The sequence below is a fragment of the Vibrio sp. EA2 genome, assembly GCF_033042495.1.
Lineage (GTDB): Bacteria > Pseudomonadota > Gammaproteobacteria > Enterobacterales > Vibrionaceae > Vibrio.
The window spans coordinates 505,025-525,575 of sequence record NZ_JAWLID010000002.1 but is presented as its reverse complement, the minus strand read 5'-3'; the positions used below and the strand labels follow the sequence as shown (position 1 = coordinate 525,575).

21 protein-coding genes are annotated in these 20,551 nt (G+C 45.2%); 3 read left to right on the top strand and 18 right to left on the bottom strand.

Annotated features, from left to right (window positions below):
- Position 1 precedes the first annotated feature (1 nt).
- Both RXX31_RS06655 and RXX31_RS06650 read left to right on the top strand, forming a co-directional pair.
- Positions 2-1,780 carry an ABC transporter transmembrane domain-containing protein gene (locus RXX31_RS06655; RefSeq protein WP_317588290.1) on the top strand — a complete coding sequence of 593 codons (1,779 nt, stop codon included), beginning with the start codon at positions 2-4 and terminating at the stop codon, positions 1,778-1,780.
- 273 nt (positions 1,781-2,053) lie between these two features.
- On the top strand, positions 2,054-2,602 hold the full coding sequence (locus tag RXX31_RS06650) for a hypothetical protein (RefSeq protein WP_317588289.1): 549 nt from the start codon (positions 2,054-2,056) through the stop codon (positions 2,600-2,602).
- Positions 2,603-2,681: 79 nt separating this feature from the next.
- Here RXX31_RS06650 and RXX31_RS06645 read toward each other — a convergent pair whose 3' ends face one another.
- The 4 genes from RXX31_RS06645 to RXX31_RS06630 form a co-directional block, all read right to left on the bottom strand.
- Positions 2,682-2,900 carry a hypothetical protein gene (locus tag RXX31_RS06645; protein ID WP_317588288.1) on the bottom strand — a complete coding sequence of 73 codons (219 nt, stop codon included), beginning with the start codon at positions 2,898-2,900 and terminating at the stop codon, positions 2,682-2,684.
- Between the two features lie 105 nt (positions 2,901-3,005).
- Positions 3,006-4,118 (bottom strand): HD-GYP domain-containing protein, encoded by a 1,113-nt coding sequence (locus RXX31_RS06640; RefSeq protein WP_317588287.1) that lies wholly within the window; start codon positions 4,116-4,118, stop codon positions 3,006-3,008.
- A gap of 243 nt (positions 4,119-4,361) precedes the next feature.
- Positions 4,362-5,567 carry an aromatic amino acid transport family protein gene (locus RXX31_RS06635; RefSeq protein ID WP_317588286.1) on the bottom strand — a complete coding sequence of 402 codons (1,206 nt, stop codon included), beginning with the start codon at positions 5,565-5,567 and terminating at the stop codon, positions 4,362-4,364.
- A 387-nt stretch (positions 5,568-5,954) separates the two neighbouring features.
- The gene (locus RXX31_RS06630; RefSeq protein WP_317588285.1) at positions 5,955-6,557 is read right to left on the bottom strand and encodes a 2OG-Fe(II) oxygenase; all 603 of its coding nucleotides are present in this window, start codon (positions 6,555-6,557) and stop codon (positions 5,955-5,957) included.
- Between the two features lie 344 nt (positions 6,558-6,901).
- Here RXX31_RS06630 and RXX31_RS06625 point away from each other — a divergent pair, with 344 nt between their 5' ends.
- A complete protein-coding gene (locus tag RXX31_RS06625; RefSeq protein WP_317588284.1) occupies positions 6,902-7,840 on the top strand; it encodes a LysR family transcriptional regulator in 939 nt (312 codons plus the stop codon).
- Positions 7,841-8,630: 790 nt separating this feature from the next.
- On the opposite strand, the gene RXX31_RS06620 is transcribed toward RXX31_RS06625, so the two are convergent.
- From RXX31_RS06620 to urtC, 14 genes are all read right to left on the bottom strand, one after another.
- Entirely contained in the window at positions 8,631-9,104 is a 474-nt protein-coding gene (locus RXX31_RS06620; protein WP_317588283.1) for a response regulator, read from the bottom strand.
- The gene (locus RXX31_RS06615) at positions 9,091-10,428 is read right to left on the bottom strand and encodes a sensor histidine kinase (protein WP_317588282.1); all 1,338 of its coding nucleotides are present in this window, start codon (positions 10,426-10,428) and stop codon (positions 9,091-9,093) included. The genes RXX31_RS06620 and RXX31_RS06615 overlap by 14 nt, the downstream gene beginning before the upstream one ends.
- A gap of 3 nt (positions 10,429-10,431) precedes the next feature.
- Complete coding sequence (locus RXX31_RS06610; protein WP_317588281.1) at positions 10,432-11,850, bottom strand: SLC13 family permease; 1,419 nt, start codon at positions 11,848-11,850, stop codon at positions 10,432-10,434.
- A 374-nt stretch (positions 11,851-12,224) separates the two neighbouring features.
- On the bottom strand, positions 12,225-12,755 hold the full coding sequence (locus tag RXX31_RS06605; RefSeq protein ID WP_317588280.1) for a HupE/UreJ family protein: 531 nt from the start codon (positions 12,753-12,755) through the stop codon (positions 12,225-12,227).
- A gap of 11 nt (positions 12,756-12,766) precedes the next feature.
- The gene (gene ureG / locus RXX31_RS06600; protein ID WP_014231747.1) at positions 12,767-13,408 is read right to left on the bottom strand and encodes an urease accessory protein UreG; all 642 of its coding nucleotides are present in this window, start codon (positions 13,406-13,408) and stop codon (positions 12,767-12,769) included.
- A 2-nt stretch (positions 13,409-13,410) separates the two neighbouring features.
- Complete coding sequence (locus tag RXX31_RS06595; protein WP_317588279.1) at positions 13,411-14,073, bottom strand: urease accessory protein UreF; 663 nt, start codon at positions 14,071-14,073, stop codon at positions 13,411-13,413.
- Positions 14,073-14,561: an urease accessory protein UreE gene (ureE, locus tag RXX31_RS06590; protein ID WP_317588278.1), complete on the bottom strand. Its 489-nt coding sequence runs from the start codon at positions 14,559-14,561 to the stop codon at positions 14,073-14,075. The genes RXX31_RS06595 and ureE overlap by 1 nt, the downstream gene beginning before the upstream one ends.
- Before the next feature lie 28 nt (positions 14,562-14,589).
- Positions 14,590-16,296, bottom strand: a complete 1,707-nt coding sequence (gene ureC, locus RXX31_RS06585; protein WP_317588277.1) for an urease subunit alpha — start codon at positions 16,294-16,296, stop codon at positions 14,590-14,592.
- A 59-nt stretch (positions 16,297-16,355) separates the two neighbouring features.
- A complete protein-coding gene (locus tag RXX31_RS06580; protein WP_014231743.1) occupies positions 16,356-16,661 on the bottom strand; it encodes an urease subunit beta in 306 nt (101 codons plus the stop codon).
- Positions 16,662-16,669: 8 nt separating this feature from the next.
- Positions 16,670-16,972, bottom strand: coding sequence for an urease subunit gamma (ureA, locus tag RXX31_RS06575; protein ID WP_317588276.1), 303 nt, complete (start codon positions 16,970-16,972; stop codon positions 16,670-16,672).
- A gap of 104 nt (positions 16,973-17,076) precedes the next feature.
- Entirely contained in the window at positions 17,077-17,934 is an 858-nt protein-coding gene (locus tag RXX31_RS06570; protein WP_317588275.1) for an urease accessory protein UreD, read from the bottom strand.
- 4 nt (positions 17,935-17,938) lie between these two features.
- Positions 17,939-18,634: an urea ABC transporter ATP-binding subunit UrtE gene (gene urtE, locus RXX31_RS06565; RefSeq protein WP_014231740.1), complete on the bottom strand. Its 696-nt coding sequence runs from the start codon at positions 18,632-18,634 to the stop codon at positions 17,939-17,941.
- Positions 18,631-19,467, bottom strand: coding sequence for an urea ABC transporter ATP-binding protein UrtD (gene urtD, locus RXX31_RS06560; RefSeq protein ID WP_065302538.1), 837 nt, complete (start codon positions 19,465-19,467; stop codon positions 18,631-18,633). The genes urtE and urtD overlap by 4 nt, the downstream gene beginning before the upstream one ends.
- Positions 19,464-20,549, bottom strand: coding sequence for an urea ABC transporter permease subunit UrtC (gene urtC / locus RXX31_RS06555; protein ID WP_014231738.1), 1,086 nt, complete (start codon positions 20,547-20,549; stop codon positions 19,464-19,466). Before urtC ends, urtD begins: the two co-directional genes overlap by 4 nt.
- Positions 20,550-20,551: the final 2 nt, after the last annotated feature.

Here is a 20,551-nt window from a genome sequence, read left to right as displayed (position 1 = left end):
GATGAAACAAACGAGCACATTTAAGCGGTTGTTGTCTTACCCATTGTCACAACCAAAGCCGATGCTCAAGGGGCTAGGTCTGCTGTTTATCGCCGCATTAGCCAGTGCAGGTGGGCCTTGGTTGATTCAGTATTTTATTGATGAACACATCGCAAAAGGCGATTACTCACAAAGTGTCTTGATCTCACTGGCCGCTGGTTATATTGCACTTCAGGTGATTTCAGCGACATTCCAATATTTACAGTCATTGCAGTTCAGTATGGTCGCAACCAACACGATTAAGATGATCCGTAAACAAGTGTTCTCTGGCGTAATCAAACAGCCGCTTTCTGCCTTTGATTACACACCTGCGGGTAAGCTAGTCTCACGCATCACTAATGATACCGAGTCTCTTCAGCAGTTCTATGAGCTTCTGATTGCGACTGTGGTTAAAAACGCAGTGATGATCCTCGTGATGATCGGCGTCATGTTCTTTATGAGTTGGCAACTTACTCTGGTGGTTTTGGTGCTGTTGCCTATCGTGATTGGCTTTATGTATCTGTTTAAACAGCTCAGTACAGAAAGCTATCGCAGAATGCGTGACCTGCTTACTGACATTAACGCCAACTTAAGCGAATCAATCCAGGGAATGAGTGTCGTTCAGTTAATGCAACAAGAAGCGCGTTTTAACCGGCAGTTTAATGAGCTAACTGCAGAGCACCTAGTGGCCTCAAAGCGTGTCATTCGTTTAAACGGTTATCTATTGCGCCCACTGATGGATTTGCTAGCAGGCCTTGCTTTGTTGAGTTTAGTCGCTATTTTTGGTTTCAATGGTGTCGAGGTGGTAGGTGTCGGTGTGCTTTATGCGTTCATCAGTTACCTAGGGCGTGTTACTGAGCCGTTGATTGAAATGACACAGCAGCTTGCCTTATTGCAACAGGCATTAGTCTCAAGTGAGCGAGTATTTGAACTCATTGATGCAAAAGAGCAAACGTATGGCGATGATGAAGTAGAACTTAAAACCGGTTCTATCGAGATTAGAAACCTGACGTTTAGCTATGATGGCAAACAAGACGTACTCAAAGACATCTCAATTGATGCCGCGCATCAAGACTTTATTGCCTTAGTTGGTCATACAGGAAGCGGGAAAAGTACCCTAGCCTCGCTGCTTATGGGTTTTTATCCAACAGAGGTTGGCGAGTTGCTGATTGATGGCCGTCCACTGAATAAGCTGGCGAAACATGTTCTGCGTAAAGACGTGGCTATGGTTCAACAAGATCCGCATATTCTTCCCGATTCAGTTAGGGAGAACATTTCTCTGGGTCGTCCCGTTGAAGATACTGAAATATGGGATGCATTAGACAAGGTAGGTTTATCGGAACAAATCCATCGCTACCCGAACGGGCTTGATACTCAGTTAGGTCAAGGTGAAACCAACCTTTCCGCAGGTCAAAAGCAACTGCTCGCGTTGGCACGTGTATTGGTTGCCAAACCAAAAATTCTTATCTTAGATGAAGCGACGGCAAATATTGATTCAGGCACTGAAGCTTTGATTCAAAAGAGCCTCTCAGTCTTGCGTCAAAATATGACTCTGATTGTGATTGCTCATCGCCTGTCTACCATTTTGGACGCAGACCAAATCGTGGTTCTACATCATGGTGATTTGGTTGAAAAAGGGACCCATAAAGCGCTCTTGGCACAAAATGGTCGCTATGCGCAAATGTATCAATTGCAACAAGCGAGCAGACATTTGCAAGAAATCGAGGAAGAAGAAGCCAGCCTGCTGGAAGAAGCGGTCTAACCTATTCGCCCGTACCCTGTTTACGGGCGTACCAATTTGGTGCAGTAATCGCATCTTCAAAGCCAGATTCTGCATTTTGACGTTATTTAACGTTACAACCGCTCACAAACTACAATAATTTTCTATTTCCTCACCGATTATTGACATAACCCCTCGCTAATTAACGCGATGTCGTTGTAAAATCGCCATTAAATTCAGCCTGTTTATTCTCTACTACGTGATGGGTTGGTTATCACATTCTAATAATTCATATTGTTCTCATGACTGAAGTCCATGGATAAAGATAAGTTTACTAATATCTATCGTTTGCCGGGTTCGATTCAAATTCGCATTGGTAAATGGCAAAAAACGTTCCGCGGAACCTCAGATTTGGTTTTGCATCAAGCTTTAATGGAACGTAATAAACAATTTAAGAAACCAGACTTTCTACCCAAAGGCTGGTGTATTACGCCTATTGATGAAAAAGACATCACCATTACTCACCACGGCAAATATATTCAGACCGTTATGCGTACAATGCTGGACAGAAAAGTGTCTTATAAACGGCTGTTTCTTTCCCGTATGAGTGAAGACAAAGGTGAAGAGGTGCTTCGTAACTACAAATTAGAGTGGGTAAGAAAGCATAATCAAATAGCGAAGAAGTACAACCAGATTAAGAAAAAACAGTACATGCACTTTTCTAGGGAAGAAGAAGAGACGCTCTACCCTTCTATTCCAAAAGGTGAGTTTGATAAGACACTGTGGAACAAGCTGGTCGTTTCTTCGTTTGGCCCAGCCAAGAAATACAAAAACCCCCACTACGTTCGTAAAGCGGATTTCTAAATCCACTCCTTTGGTGCTCTCGCACTAGTCGTTGTGCTGCGGCGTTTATACGTGTAAGCCGCAGCAGCGATGGAAAGGATTAATGACGAGACTCCGCGCCGAACTCCACTTCTTTGTAGATATCCGCCAGCGATTTTTTACCTTTTCTATCTTTGGCTGAACGCGCGCTCTTTGGTTGGTAATGATATTCTTGCTCCTGCAGTGCTTGTTCATGCTCTTTTGCTGACTGAACAAACTCAGCGTTCGCAAGGGCTTGTTGGCGTAAGCGGTTTACTCTTTCAAGGGTTTCCCACAACATACTTCACCTCCAAACTTAATCGAAACCACAATACTGTACATGCATACAGTATTGTTTATAAAATCCTCCTAGTCAAATTTTCACCTCTTTCAATATTGATTGCCCCTATACGGAACAGTGCTCTGGGAATTTATGGATAATTTGTTTTAGATAGACTTGGTTATCCCGCAAGACATTGACACATTCACCAGACAATAAGCCGTCATGTACCCATTTCTCTAACTCGATTAGCGCATACGGGATCGACCATGCCTGACGATTTGGATGGTGCGTGGTCAACACATCAAACGAATTCGCAACCGCAACAATTTGTGCAGCAATTGGAATATCCTTTTCTTCCAGTCCATACGGGTAGCCTGTGCCATTTAAATTTTCATACTGGTAAGTGACCATCTGCATGAATAGTACGACACTTGGATGTACGGGGTTGCCAATACGAGCAACAATGTCATCCGCAGACGCTATACATTGCTCGATATGCTGAATGATTATTGCTTCTTGCTCTTTGTTGAAATGACTACGACGACAAGCGATATCGATGGGTAATTGAACATCACTCACAGCATGAAACTGTGCGAAAATCGCAATTTGTTCGACCAGTTCATCAGTCAACTTATGACGTTCAGCCAGGTGAACACCAAGCAAGTGGGCATACAGGCGCATTCGCTTGGTATGTGCGTAACACTCTGGACAATAGCCAGGCATCGCGCATAGTTTACGTTCTGAAAGCCTTTCGATCTCATGAACAACGTGATCTTCCGACTCAACGGCGAACTCAACCATATCAAAATACGGTTTTAGACTATTGAGTGTTTCTAGCTTAAATGAGTTGGGTTGTACGGAGTTTAAAAACACAAAGCCAGTAAAAGCTTTGTTTTCATAGCAAGGAATGGCAGCTGAGGATCGATAGCCGTGGTCCAGTAAAACTTTAACACGAGTGCTGTTACTAATGTCTTTGAGATCGTCAACCACGCGAGGTGTGCCGTTCTGAGCAGAAGTATATAGATTGGGGAGTTTGCGAAGCGGTGCTTCATAATGTGCTAAATCCCAGTTATCAAACTCCGTGTCTGCGAAAGATTTGAGCATATCTTGTCTGGGGTAATATTTTGCGAAAGACACCCTATCAATGCATGGCATATGCGCCTGCATCCTATTTTTTAACGCTTGCAATTGCTCATTTAGCGGCTTCGCAAACGGATAAAAACTACGGTGTGTCATACTTCCACTCTCCCAGTCAAGCCAGGTACCAGATGAAAAAGCTCATTATTATCAATTTTTTTGTGTTTTTAGAGCAACTTTTTCTCCACTCAAATTTTTGATATACCTCCATATAAGTGTACGAAACAAAACCAGACATCCGCCAACTTTTTTCGCGGAATATTCAAGTCACCTGATCCAGATTAAAAAAGCCAATGAGCAGAACCCATTGGCTTTTGAACAAGTCAATTTTATAAGGCGTTATCAACCTAAGGCAGGTAAAACTCCAAGAGTAATTAATAACTGTGCAGCGACTATCCCGGTACCCGCAATACCCGTAATCACTAACGCGCCCTGCCCGCCGGCTACACGGTAATCACCAGTAAAATCATCAGAACGACGCACTTTAATCACCATCACCAGCGGTAAAAATATCGCCAGAATAGCCAGTGCGATAGCCGCATACCCTAACGCCATGATAAAGCCTTGAGGATAGAACAGAGCAAAGCCTAACGGTGGAAGAAAAGTGATCAACGCAGCAACTAATCGGTTTGGTTTATCACTACTTCTTTTGATCGTATCACCCAAGAACTCAAACAAACCAAGACTCACGCCCAGGAAAGACGTCAGAAGCGCTAAATCTGCAAAAACGCCAACAATATTACCCAGGTTTGATTGATGAACCGTCAGGGACAACTGACCAATAAGCGCACTCAGCCCGCTATTGTCGATAAGAGTATCTTGACTGACTACACCTAACGTAACGATCTGCCAAAAGATGTAAATGACCAGTGGAATCGTTGACCCAATGATCACCGCTTTACGCAATGAAGCCGTATCTCCGTCAAGGTAGTTAACAATCGCCGGAATACTGCCGTGAAAACCAAAAGAAGTAAAAATAACAGGAATCGCCGCAACAATAAGCCCCTGCTCAATTGGCATACTTAATAGGTAAGACTGTGTCACGTTGGGTGCCAGGAATGACAATACCGCCACCATAGTAACGAGCTTCATTGCAAATAATACGCGGTTAACTTTATCTACAGTGCCCGTACCAATCGTCACAACCAACGTCACAATAAGTGTGAAAACGATGGTTGAAGTCGAGCCTGAAATATCAAGATCAAACCATTGCGTTAAGCGATCACCAAATTGTGCACCGCCACCAGCAATGTATGCCGCGCACAAAGAGTAAAACAGAAATAGCATGGCAAAACTGGCGACCCATTTACCTTTCTGACCAAGAATTTGTTTCGCCAACGTATGGAGTGTTGCGCTACTTTCAGCATACTGATGAAGCTCAAGCATCAATAAGGCGGTGAATGCCATTAGAGCCCAAAGGCCCAACATAATGATGAGGGAGGTAGAAAAACCGATACCGGCAGAGGCAAGAGGAAGCGCCAGCATTCCGGCACCAATTGTAGTCCCTGCAATAATTAGGGTACTACCAAACACTTTAGAACGACTCATTGTATATTATTCTTTACATCTTATTGAATATTAGCAGCACCAGATCGGGTAAGAATGACCCTACATGACACCATATTTTGTTATGAACACGATATTGTAGGATATACACGACAAGATCAAGCAAAGTGTAAGAATAAAAAACCATTAGTGTATAATTATATTTACACAGAATGGTCATCTAAAAATTTTCATGATTAGCTGGTGAGACTCGTCACTACTATCAGGACCAAACTTAATTATATGATTTCTGGTAGGTTTGTGACGAAGACTTGGGAGTAACTACAACGGATTCAGAGCTTGGTTGGAAATGCTCTGTTATAGGACGATGGTGAGACGTAAAGATTACGCCTCGCCTGATTTTAAGAAAATGGGGTTAAATCGTGTCAGTTAGCTTGCGATATCTAATAAATTATCTCTGACACCATTGATACGGAACCAACCTGCGATACTAAATCGCTCTGCATTAGTCGGTAACACTTCATGTGGAAATTGTTCTGATAAGAAAACAAGAAGACGCCCGCCTCGAGGTGGTATCTTGGCAACTAACTCATCATTAAGATCATATACGACTAGCTCCCCTGCATCTTCTTCACTCCAAGCCTCATTCATGTAGAACACGGTGGTTAAGCGACGATTTTCGTTGCCTTTAAAACTGTCGAGATGCTTTTTGTAAAAATCGCCTTTGTCGTACTTCGCAAAGTGAGACTCATATTCAAATAGTCCTAAGAATAAGTGGCGGTTCATCGCTTCACGAATTTCATCCATCTTATTGAGGTAAGATGCTATCGGGCTCCCCATTTCAGATTTTAGCCATTGAATTTTGTCGCTGCGAATCGATTCTATGCGTGTCACGTCTTCATTACGACCAATGCGTGCTTTTTTCCAGTTATCGGGAACACATGCTCTTAGATCAGCAACTTCTTGTTCTGAAAGGAAATCGTCCCAAATATAGTATCCGTGAGTTGCTATAGCATCGATCAGTTCGTTCATTTAATCTATTTAATCGTGTGGTTGAGAGCGTTTATATATGTAATTCAACCAACAACGACAAATCTGATATTTTGTCGAGACGACAACCGTTTGATTTTATGGCTTGTCCCACCGCACTCCCGCTCGATTCTTTCCATTAGCCCATGCTGATAGCCAAATAGAGCGCGTGTTAACTAACGTTTTACTGTCCAATAGAACTTAAGCAACACAATGCGCTGTTAGCGATAGTTATTTCATGCCGAACAAAAGTATTAGTCATATAAACTATAAAAAAATGGTTTTATGACACGATAAATCATATATTTATTATTACCTTAGAATAAGATCAAAAACAAAGACGACTAATGGACTACATCACTCTATCCAGAATCAGCTTGAAACACCTCACTGTGTTACACATGTTGCTGACAACACATAGTGTCACTCAAACTGCAGAGCGACTTTGTGTCACGCCTTCAAGTGTGAGCAAAACACTTAGTCAGCTTCGTGAAACCCTAAAAGACGAGCTTTTTTACCGTGACGGTACCCATTTAGTTCCAACGCCCTTTGCCATCAATGTAGGCCCGGCTATACACGGTATTTTGTCGAGTATGAATGGCTTGTTACACCAAGGGTCATTCATTCCCGCTTGCTATCAAGGCGATTTTTCCATTGCAATGCGAGAAAGCTCATTGGAACTGTTTGCACCGGTGTTGGTTCACCTGTCACAGCTGCTTGGTAACCATGCCTATTTAAAGGTCCACTCTAAAGACGAGATGAGTTTTGATGCGTTAGTCAGAGGACAAATTGATTTTTTGTTACTGCCTCACGATCTGAGTCAGCCGCCCACTCAGAATAAAGACCTGGTTTGGCAAACCATTTTGAAAGACGAACTGATCTGTTTGATGAATAAATCTAACCCACTGACCAAGCAATCACTGACTATTGATGGTTACTTGTCAGCTCGGCATATCGGCATTCATGACAAAGATCTTTCTCGACCGTATTTTGAGCAAAACCTGCGACAAAGGCATCACAAACGGAACGTTGCTATACGCGTCGCAGATTTCGGCTCCGCGGCCGTCATGTGCCACCATACAGACTATCTGTTTACCTGCTCCAAGCGTTGGGCAAGAGCCGCGCTGCAAACGAAAGATTTGGTCGAGCAACCTCTGCCGTTTGATTTTGGGCAAGTGTCTTACAGTTTGGTCTGGAACAAAGCGAGCTTGAATGATCCTGCTTTACGCTGGTTACAGCAGCAATTGCTCGATGCATGTAAAGTTCTTGACACTAGTGAATATTAAGCCGACCGATTGATGAAGAAGATGTTGGAATGAGTGTGGCGCGGTCGTTTGAAAAACATTTTTTGAATTATTGAGGTAGATTCCCCACCGGATTCCGTCACTACGCGCTAAACGTCTTAACATTATCAAATCGCACACTGTTATTTCAAAGTAGCCAGTCATTTTTAGTGTATATTACGCCGATCTATCTCTGATACAGTGAACGCGGTGGGTTCACTCCTCTTAAGCCAAACAACGTTGTTGTTTTGTCAAATTACAAACACCGAGATTAACGAATCTGTTTGCGAATCTATGCGCAGAGTTTACTCCAGCCAACGACCTGTAACTAATGAAAAAACCCAAACGCTTCGTTTCCAAAAAAGAAATAAGACAAGGCTAAATTAGCGTTTACTTATTAAAAATCACTCAGCAACCTTGACTCGTCTCTTGTTGACAATGGTTTTCGAAATATTATGCGCTATTTCATGAGGTTAATTAAGTTACAACCAAGATAAATAAGAAGTGGCTTGATAACAGAAGGAATGTGCGCCCTCCATGCCATAAGCAATGAAGAAGCCTTTTTGCAATAGAACTGAGCTGCGATACACAAAGTTTAAATCGCAAATTGTATCTAAGAGCGTCATTCACCCCTTTTTTATCGTAGGAATGGTATGACAAATTTCCACATTAGAAATTGATAAACCGAGAGAGGTCAGATCGTTTCGACTTCTACTTGAGAAAAATTGACCACAGCGACGAATTTGAATTCGTTGCTGTGGAGGGAATTAATTTCCAGTGGTTCGAATGCTCGTTATCTAAGTCGTTCAAATACGATACTTTGATCAAGGTGCTCATGATATTGTGTGTAGTCTAATCCCATATCAAAGATGTATTTGGTGACTAAGTTTCTTACGCATTCCACTAACTGATTAGCCTGCCAAGGCTTCTCAAAATAGCGATCAATACCAGCGGTGTTAATCGCATTGATGGTATCAGTGTGTGTGGCTTGACCTGTCAGCAAGACTTTTCGTGTGTGAGTAAATCGACTGTCTTTTGAAATTTCCGACAGCAGTTCAACTCCTGTTTTTCCTGGCATGACATGATCAGAAATGATTAAAGCAATCATTTCACCTTCTGCATCAAGCTCATCCATGAGTTCCAGGACTTCATCTGCCGATTCACAGTCTTCAATATTTAACCACTGGTTCAATGGTTCTAGATCAAGTAAAACCGCGCTTAACACCTCTCGTTGGTCATCAACGCAAATTAAATTAAGCTTCTCCATGTTCACCCTCTACCGGTAATTTGATTCTAAAAATGGTTTTATCACTGTCACTCTTAACGACAATTGAGCCGTTGTATCCAGCGATGATTCGCTTCACTATCGACAACCCCAACCCTAGCCCAAAAGACAACCCACCTTTTTTGGTGGTAAAGTTCGGCCTAAAAATCTTTCTGCGCGTCGCTTCATCTATCTCCGGGCCGTTATTCGCGATAGTGACAAGAATTTTGCCTTTACTAGCTCGGGTTTGTATCTCTATTAACGGAGACTCAACGTTACTTAACGCGTCACAAGCGTTTTTTAAGATATTCACCCAAATCTGCACTAGCTCAGTCTGCGAACCAACAATCAAAGGAAGTTCCGCTGGGCTAAATCTAACTTTTACTCGCCTTAAATCACTTTGTAATAGTGCAACCGCTCGATTAATAGAGTCATTAATATTCAAAGCCTCATCCAGATCGATATCGGTGCGTCCCAGTTGTTTAACAGAACGAACAATACCAACCGTATGTTTGGAAGCGAGACGTAAATCATGCAGGTCTCTGCCCATCTGCCAATACCTTATGGCTTCTTCCGGGCGTTTCAACCAATGCTCGGTAAGATCACCTTCAGGTACCGCGCGAGCTAAGTCCCTCGCTAAGTCTCTCGGCAGGCCATAAACCTTTTCAAAGTGTTTACCGCGTTTACGTGCCTCACTAGAGGAAACTTTTTGTCCCTGAAGCAAGCCAAAATCAAAAAACTGGCTGGCCTCCGGATGCACTTCCTCTAACAGCTCCATAATCACCGTTTCCAACCGTTCAGATTTACTGCTCACCACCCCAATAGCGTTGTTCAGTTCATGAGCGATACCCGCGGCCAACTGTCCTAACGTTGTCATCTGTTCTGCGGTATGAAGCTTTTGCAAGGCCTTTTCTTTTGCGAGTGCCTCTTCCATTGCTCGGTGCTGACGGCGAGATAGCTCATTGACTATGACTGGCATAAATTGCGCTGTCAGAGGCCCAAATTGTGACTCTTGAACCGCAGGAGTACTACGCTCTATCCAGGCAAGCTCTGCATCGGTTTGAGCAACCACGGTTGAAGACGCCGTCCAGGTACCAGAAAAGAAACTATGCACCCCTATGAAAGCCCCTTCCGAGGCAGAGAACACTTTAATCGGCTTCTTGTCGTCTTCAGCGTAATAGCCTGTCAGTTCACCCGCTATCACGAAATATAGACGATCGTTATGGCCATCTTGCTCAATCAATACCGAACCTGCCGCCACATTCAGTCGGCGTTCGGCATGATTGAAATAGCGCTCTACCAACGCATCTAATTTAGTTTCATACATGGATTAACCAATATGCCCCACAGAATGCAGTATCCAGACCATAACAAAGCTTAGCAACACACCAACGACACCGAGTACCACGCCAATCCGAGCCATTTGATTACTTTGTACATGCCCGGTCGCGTGAGCAAGCGCGTTAGGCGGTGTACTGATAGGCAGGGACATACCAAGCGATGCGGCAAACGTCACGACCAGAATCAATGTCACTTCTCCACCTAATGGCGTTAGAGATGTCATTGATGTACCTAGTGCAGCCATGATAGGCATCAACAAGTTAGCAGTAGCCGTATGCGACATAAAGTTGGCCATCGCTAAACAAAGGAATGCCGCGCCAAACAACACCACATAAGGTGAATATTGATCGAATGGAATGCTGTGGACCATTAACTTCGCCAATCCGGTTTTATCCAGTGCCAAACCAAGGGCAATACCACCAGAAACCAGCCAAAGTACGTCCCAGGAAATTTTCTTTAAGTCTTCTTTGTTGATTATGCCAGTTAAGGAAAAGACCGCGACAGGAATCAAAGCGACTGTGTATGAGTTCATGCCGTGAGCGGACCCCATTAACCAGAGAATAATCGTACCGGCAAACGTAACGTACACAACCATGGCTTTCGGTGTTTTTAAGAACTTACTTTTAATGTTCAGGTCGATTGTGGTCTGCTCTGCTTTGTACAAAACACCAATCAATACCCATGCCAGTGCCATCATAATCACGACAAACGGCACGCCAAACACCATCCATTCACCAAAGGTAATCAGGTTGTCACCGACTAAATATTTAAGTGCAATCGCGTTAGGTGGCGTACCAATTGGAGTTCCGATACCGCCAATATTTGCCGCGACTGGGATACACAAAGCGAAGGCGATCCTACCCGGGTCTTTTGGCCCAAATACCGCAATCACTGGAGTCAGAATAGATAACATCATCGCCGTAGTGGCAGTATTAGACATGAACATAGAAAAAATAGCGGTAATTAGCATCAATCCCAACATAACGTACTTGGGATTCTGTCCAAATGGCTTTAATAGTACTCGCGCTAAGTTCACATCCAAACGGTATTTCGTTGCCGCCATTGCTAAGAAAAAACCGCCCAAGAACAGCATGATAATTGGGCTGGCAAAGGTCGCCATGATCTCGTTGTATTGCAACAACTCACCAAAATGCGGCTGACCTTCTTGCGCCCGAAACAAAACGACACTTTTGTTCGACACAAGCAATAACTCAAGAACAATAATCACCACCGAAGTCGCGTAAATTGGAATAGGTTCGAATACCCAGCATAATGCCGCCAGCAAGAAAATCGCGATGACTCGCTGTTGGATAATAGTGATGCCATCAAATGGAAACGCAGATAAAGGCATCAGCCAAATAAGTAACGGGATTATCGTTGGGATGATGTATTTAAGATAAGGACGCATAGTGCTACTTCTCTTCCTGAGATGGTGTAAAGATGTAGGAGTTTCACTAATAAACGGACGTTTTGCTGTTTCGAATACTGACTTTGTTGATGATTCTCATCCGAAACAAACGCAGCTGTTCACGACTCCGATTTGGAATTATGCGCACTGTTAAGGTAAAAAGATTTGGTGTTAGATCAATGAACTTGTATTCACATTCGAAAACATCTTTGAGATGTGTTCGACCTCACTAAATGCGTGTCATAAATAATAATTTTAGTGATAACTCACCACAAGATGTAACTTCATTCCTGAAAATAATAATGCCGACTTTCGCCGGCATGTTTTCACTTTGGTTTGGAAAGGCGATGTGACAACCGCTACAACAAAATCTTTTATTGACGGGCAAAACGCGCCTTCATCGCCACGACTTGTCTAGAGACAGTATAAGTAGCGCCAATTACCAGTGCGCTCGCCAGCATCACACCCAAACCAAATTGAGTAAATGATCCCTGTGCCTCAGCGCCTTGCACTAATCCATGAGATAAACTGAAAAGAAGTATCGCAGCGGCAGCAATCACACTCTTCGCACCACCCTTTTTAAGAGTGATAAGCGCAAGTGGTAAACCGATTAATGAGCTAGCGACCAAAGCTTCTACGGAATTAGCTGCAGCCCACTCAAGACCAATCGCATACCCGCCAATAATTGCTGCCATTATCAATGCTGAAATTTGGCTCGCTCTGCGTAGTGCAAAGCTTGAAAGAAACAATCCGATCAATGCCAGTGCAGATAAATGATCCCAGCCGGTCAATGGGTGCAAAAAACCTTGAGAAAAACTGGCCTGCATGGCGTGGCCCGTATGGGCAAAACTGCTTGCACTGACTAAAGCCAAACTTGCTGCAAATCCTTTTGTTAGTCCTTTCATATCACTGTTCCTTATGCTTCCGTTACTTCAACTTTTACGTCACGCTTCTCCAGCATGCCGCGCTCAACAATAAAATTGATCACTTCCTGTAAACCATCACCACGAATCAGGTTGGTAAATACAAATGGCTTTTCGCCACGCATCTTTTTCGCGTCACGGTCCATAACGTCTAACGATGCATTAACCATCGGTGCGAGGTCTGTCTTATTGATGATCAATAAGTCAGATTTAGTGATACCCGGTCCGCCTTTACGCGGAATCTTATCCCCCGCACAGACGTCAATCACATAAAGGGTCAAATCAGATAACTCAGGGCTGAAGGTCGCACTCAGGTTATCTCCGCCACTTTCGACTAACACGAACTCTAAGCCGGGATGACGATCTTGTAGCTCATCGATCGCTGCCAAATTCATAGAAGCGTCTTCGCGAATAGCCGTATGTGGACAACCGCCTGTCTCCACGCCCAGAATACGGTCGGATTCTAACGCTTCATTGCGCAGTAAAAATTCCGCGTCTTCTTTGGTGTAAATATCGTTGGTCACGACGGCTAAATCGTAATGTTGGCGCATTGCTAAACATAACTGACGCAGGAGCGCCGTTTTGCCTGAGCCAACCGGGCCACCCACGCCAACTCGTAAACATTGTGTACTCATCCTTAACTCCTAAATAATCTTGAATATTGGGTTTCATGCCATGCACAGGCCATCGCAAAGTTCGGTAAAGTCAGCCCTATTGCTTCGTCTTGTACCGCAAACCCTGTCTTAATTGCTCGTTCAATTTGTGGCATTAATGCGATAAGAACGCGTTGTGCAGACGTCTGCCCCAACGGCACCGTTTTACATGCCACGGTAATTTGGTTTTCCAGCCACGACCAAAGCCACCCTGTTGCCGCTTGGTCCAGTGAGACGCCAAAGTGCTGACAAGCTTTGGCAAATAACGGCAGATAAGTCATCGTTTTTGCCTGTGGGGGCAATTCCACCTCCAAACTCACCAACAACCGGTAAAAGGTTTGGCCAAGCTTTTGCTCTTCCATCACCAGCTCCGCCGTTTCGCGGTTTGCTAATAACACCGCTTGCCAGTGCTCCAAAGCTGCCATATCGTCTTGTTGCCACGCTTGATAACAGCGTACCAAAAGTGGCACTTCCAAATTGGCCTGAGCATGGTTGAGAATAGGCTCAAGCCAGGTTTGTAATGTGGCTTCATTGCTCACCCACTCCAAATCCACCGCCGTTTCCAACCCTTGGCTGTAAGCGAATGCGCCAATTGGCAAACTTGGACTGCTTAAGTGGAGTAAAGAGAGTAATGACTGTATATGCATTAGTGACTGTGCTCCCCATGGCTGTGATAATGTTCACTATGCGAATGACCGTGACTATGACCACTGCCGTGATACGCACCAGACTCAGGGTTAAACATCGCTTGATGATGGTTACACTCCAGCCCAAATAGCTCGACCATCTCTTCTAAAACATGATCAGGTTGAAAACGCAGCCAGAGCTCACCAATTTCCATCGGTACGTGGCGATTTCCCATGTGGTAACACGCTTTGGAAAACGTTAGCCAATCTTTTGCCGAAGCCGTGACAATGTCTTCCTCCTGAGCTTCGACCAAGAACACCTTTCCGCATTCGGTAAACAGACAGTCGCCATCTTGAATAACATCGCCTCTTGGGAGAAAAACGCCTACATCCATGCCCGTTTTGCTAGATGCTCGAAAACGTCCGCGTTGACGCACTTCATAAGCCAATACAATGGAATCATCGATTTCACCGTGATGATGGTCGGAGCGACTAATTACTCGGTACATAATAAAATTCCTTCTTTAAACTGAGCGATTAGAACAGGGTGTAACGCTGCGCAAGAGGCAACTCTGTCGCTGGGTCACACGTTAATAGCTCGCCATCTGCTCGAACTTCATAAGTTTGTGGGTCTACTGTTACTGTCGGCATGTAGTCGTTCAGAATCATGTCGTTCTTAGTCACACTTCGGCAGTTTTTGCACGCCACCAATTCTCTCTGTAAACCCAGTTTGTCTTTGAGGCCATTCTCACTTGCGACTTTGCTGGTAAAGGTGACGGACGTTGCAGCAGCGGCACTACCAAAACCACCAAACATGCGACGGTAATGCACAGGTTGAGGCGTCGGGATTGACGCATTCGCATCGCCCATTGGTGCTGCAGCAATAAAGCCACCTTTAATGATTAACGCTGGCTTAATACCAAAGAACGCTGGTTTCCAAAGAGCAATATCCGCTAGCTTACCGACTTCAAGAGAGCCGACCGTATGATCAACACCATGCGCGATTGCAGGGTTTATGGTGTATTTTGCGATGTAGCGTTTCGCGCGAAAATTATCCGCCTGTATCTCTTTGTCTTGTTCCAGATAACCACGTTGCACTTTCATCTTGTGCGCGGTTTGCCAGGTACGGGTAATCACTTCACCCACTCGCCCCATCGCCTGTGAATCGGAGGCAATCATGGAGAACGCTCCTAAATCATGGAGAATATCTTCTGCTGCAATGGTTTCTTTGCGAATACGAGAATCGGCAAACGCCACGTCTTCCGGAATATTAGGGTCAAGGTGGTGACATACCATCAACATATCCAGATGTTCGTCAACGGTATTCACCGTGTAAGGACGTGTTGGGTTGGTTGATGATGGCAGTACGTTTGGCTGACCACAGGCAACAATAATGTCAGGAGCGTGACCGCCACCCGCACCTTCAGTATGGTAAGTGTGAATCGTACGTCCTTTAAACGCCGCAAGTGTGTCTTCCACAAAACCAGATTCATTCAACGTGTCCGTATGAATGGCAACTTGCACATCGTATTTTTCAGCAACGGTCAAACAGTTGTCGATCGATGCAGGTGTTGTCCCCCAGTCTTCGTGCAGTTTTAATCCGCAAGCGCCTGCTTCAATTTGCTCGGCTAACGGCTCCGGCAAACTTGCGTTACCTTTGCCCAAAAAGCCAAAGTTCATCGGCATTTGGTCCGTACTGCGCAGCATTTGCGCCATGTTCCAGGCTCCGGGTGTACACGTCGTAGCGTTCGTTCCCGTTGCTGGGCCAGTACCGCCACCAATCATGGTCGTGGTGCCTGCCATTAAGGCTTCTTCAATTTGCTGAGGGCAAATAAAATGGATGTGAGCGTCGATAGCACCTGCCGTGACGATATGACCTTCGCCGGCAATCACTTCGGTACTTGCGCCGATGTTAATCGTAACATCAGGCTGAATGTCTTTGTTACCTGCTTTTCCGATCGCGGCAATGTTGCCATCTTTAATGCCAATATCCGCTTTAACAATGCCCCAGTGATCAAGGATTAACGCATTGGTGATCACGCAGTCCATTACTTGATCACGGCGTAACTGGCCTTGTCCCATGCCATCACGAATGACTTTACCGCCACCAAATTTCACTTCGTCACCGTAGACGGTGTAATCCTGCTCAACTTGAATAAATAGCTCAGTGTCGGCTAGACGGACTTTGTCGCCTACTGTCGGGCCATACATATCGGCGTAGGCGCGACGAGAAATTTCTGCCATTGTTTAATTCTCCTTAACCTTCAATGCTTAGCATCTCACTAAAGCTGGCTAAATCTGTATTAGACCTTTCCCATGACTTCACCGCGGAAGCCATAGATGGTTTTCGTTCCGTCAATCTCGACCAATTCTATGTTGCGAGTCTGCCCCGGTTCGAAACGCACTGCAGTACCAGCCGCAATGTTGAGTCGCATTCCTTTGGCTTTCTCGCGGTCAAAATCTAATGCCGGATTGGTCTCAAAAAAGTGGTAATGACTGCCAACTTGGATCGGGCGATCACCATGATTAATCACCGCCAGTTGCTCAGTGCGACGCCCTTTATTCAGTTCAATTGGCACGTCGCTTAAAATGTATTCACCAGGCTTCATAGTCGCTCCTATTGAATCGGGTTATGCACGGTGACAAGCTTTGTGCCATCCGGAAATGTCGCTTCTACCTGCACTTCCTCTAAAAGCTCCGGAATGCCTTCCATCACGTCATCTTTGCTCAGTAGTGTGCGTCCATCACTCATAAGTTGGGCGACACTTTTACCATCACGAGCGCCCTCCATAATCGCGGCTGATATATAAGCAGACGCTTCTGGGTAATTGAGTTTTACGCCACGCGCGAGTCGACGTTCAGCGACTAACGCCGCGGTAAACAGCAATAACTTATCCTTGTCTCTTGGAGATAATTCCATTTGTAAACCCTCTAACCTATGCGTTACGTCCCTAAACGTTACATTGTGACTTTTAATGCCGCTGTACTTAGCAGGCTTCGTTTAGTTAATGGACTTAATTTAAACTACGTATTCCAAATTCTCGGTGGGCATGCCGGACGCCGAAGCAGCTCTGGACGAATAAGTTGCCAGCACGCTCGCAGTTGTTGCTGAGCCTCTTCACTACAATCACCAAGGTAACGAACTAATAAAACATTGAGTCGATAAGTGATGCTAAACGTGCCATGTTTATCTGCGGAAAAGTGTTCTCGCAGCGTTTCAACCGTAGTTTGAGCGTCATTCAATCCAACAACCGTTAAAGTGCCAGAGACTAAATTGCTGTTGAAACCACTGATAGCGGTCAAAAGCGGATCGTCTGCGGCCAGATATTGGCGTTCAAGTAACAGAGGCGTGCCGTCTTGATAGATGGATAAACGCTGCTCTACGCTTCCCTGAATGAACGGAAAGTGGCTTTTCGGGCGACCTAAACAAAAAACATCGATACCGATAAACTTCGCGTCACCGTAGAGATTGACGTTGGTGGTCAATTTACCGTGTGCTCCGTTGAAGACGATGGTTTCCATTGGTAGCCATTCACACGCGGCATTATCCACTTCAATATCGACATGCTGTTTTTGCTCGATATTTTTACTGTCAGCCTTATAAATTTTGCCAGCAGACGGTGTGGTGATCAGCGCATGACTATCGTTTTGGCAATGAATCTGAATACTCAAATCATCACCGGACACCAACCCACCCGGCGGATGAAGCAAGTAAACGTGGCAGACATCCAGTTCAGGATAAAACGGTCGCTGCACGCGTAGTGGTCCCTGAAACTCCATGCGTTTCATCTGCGTTTTGTCATCGGACTTACTAAAGCCGAGTGACAGGTAAGCCGGCCAATGGCGCTGCGTTTGGGTCGACATGTTAAATACACTGTTCATCCGCTTACACCGTCAGGTATTTCTTAACTAACGTATCATCGAGCGCTTCCATTTCTCCCATCGCCACCTGACGACCACGATCAATAATGCAGAAGTTGTCAGCGACTTTACGCGCAAACGGCAGTTTCTGTTCGACGAGTAACACCGTCAGGCCAATCTCTTTATTCAGACGGCGGATAATGTCGCCAATTTCAGCGACGACATTGGGTTGAATGCCTTCAGTCGGCTCATCCAAAATCAGAAGCTTAGGGTCAATAACCAAGGCGCGACCAATCGCAAGCTGCTGCTGTTGTCCGCCAGATAAATCGCCACCCCGTCGATGCAACATCTCTTTTAATACCGGGAAAAGCTCATAGATGAATTCCGGAACTTGTCTCGCTCCATCTTTGCGCATCGGTAAGCCAATACGTAGATTCTCTTCTACCGTCAGCAACGGAAAAATCTGGCGTCCCTGAGGGACATAACCTATCCCAATTGGCGCGCGCTTCTCTGCGGCCATTTTGGTGATGTTTTGTCCTAAGAAGTTAATCTCGCCGCTCTTGGTTGGTAACAAGCCCATGATGCATTGCAGCAACGTCGTTTTACCTACGCCATTGCGCCCCATCAGAACGGTACATTTGCCCTCTGGTATCTGCATGTCGAGATCCCACAACGTGTGGCTCTGTCCATAAAACTGGTTTAATCCTTTAATCTCAATCATGCTTCTTCTCCAAGGTAGACTTCCACGACCTTACGGTTGCTTTGAACTTGATCCATCGTGCCCTCAGCCAATACGCTGCCCTGGTGTAAAACCGTCACATCACGCGCTATTGAGCGAACAAAATCCATATCGTGTTCAACTAATACAATCGTGCGTTCACCCGCTAATGACGTTAGCAGCTCGCCCGTTCTGTCCATCTCTTGGTGAGTCATCCCCGCGACAGGCTCATCGACCAGTAGAAGTTTCGGGTTTTGCATTAGCAGCATGCCGATTTCCAGCCATTGTTTTTGACCGTGCGATAATGCCCCAGCCAATAAAGCACGCTGCTCGTACAAACCTATTTGCTTGAGTACGTGATCGATATGATCAACCTGGCTTGGCGTTAGTGTGGCAAACAGCGTTGAAAACACCGTTTTTGCCCCAGCCATTGCCAGCTCTAAGTTGTGAAATACCGATTGAGATTCAAACACCGTCGGCTTCTGGAATTTACGTCCTATGCCCGCTTGTGCAATTTCAGGCTCACTCATTTGCAACAAGTTAATGTTTTGCCCAAACCACGCGGTACCGGAATCCGGTCGGGTTTTACCCGTAATGATGTCCATCATGGTGGTTTTGCCTGCGCCATTAGGACCGATGATGCAGCGCAACTCCCCTTCTTTGATGTAGAGATTGAGGTCGTTGATTGCTTTAAAACCATCAAACGACACGCTGATACCTTCGAGATACAACAAGCAACCATGACCGACTTTAAGCATCGGGTTAACTTGCGGCTTCATAAACTCATAAACGTGTTCGCGGTCGGTGAGCTCTTTGGCAAGGCTTAGAATACTCATGAATGCACCTCTTTACGTTTGATTAAGCCGGTTACTCCCTTAGGCAGGAATAGCGTGACCAGAACGAACATTGCCCCCAGGCTAAACAGCCACACTTCCGGAAGCGCTGCGGTTAAGTAGGTTTTGGCGTAATTGACAGCTAAAGCACCAACCACCGCACCGTACAATGTTGCACGTCCGCCAAGCGCCACCCATACGACAAGTTCAATTGAGTTAAGCGGAGAAAATTCTGAAGGGTTGATGATGCCCACCTGAGGGACATACAACGCACCTGCAATGCCAGCGAGTACCGCAGAAAAAGTGAAGATAGCTAACTTGACGTATTCCACTTTGTAGCCGGTGAAACGAGTCCGAGCTTCAGCATCACGAACGGCCATGGCAACTCGACCTAAGCGGCTAACCACAATGAATCTACAAGCCATGTACCCTAATCCAAGAGCAATGCCAGACAACGCAAACAGCGTCAAGCGCGTCGAATCCGATTGCAGGTCAAAGCCAAGGATATCTTTAAAGTCAGTTAAGCCATTGTTACCGCCAAAGCCCATTTCATTGCGGAAGAAAGCCAGCAGCAATGCATACGTCAACGCCTGAGTGATAATGGATAGATAAACACCCGTTACACGCGAGCGAAAAGCAAACCAGCCAAACACGAAGGCGAGTATTCCAGGCGCTAATACTACCATCAACATCGCGAACCAGAACTGGTCAAAACCATGCCAGAACCAAGGCAGCTCTTGCCAGTTAAGGAAAACCATAAAGTCCGGTAGTTCTGGGTTACCGTACACACCGCGATCACCAATCTGACGCATCAGATACATACCCATCGCATAACCACCCAGTGCAAAAAAGGCTGCGTGACCTAAGCTCAGAATACCCAAATAACCCCAAACCAAATCCACTGCGACTGCCAGTAGCGCATAGGTCAGATACTTACCCATTAATGTAACGGTGTAAGTAGAAATATGAAGCGCAGATCCTTCTGCAAAAAACAGGTTCAGCGCTGGAATTAAGCAAAGCGCCGCCCCCAATACAATCAAAAACATCAGTGTAGAGCGATCGAACAATTTTGATTGATGATCCATGA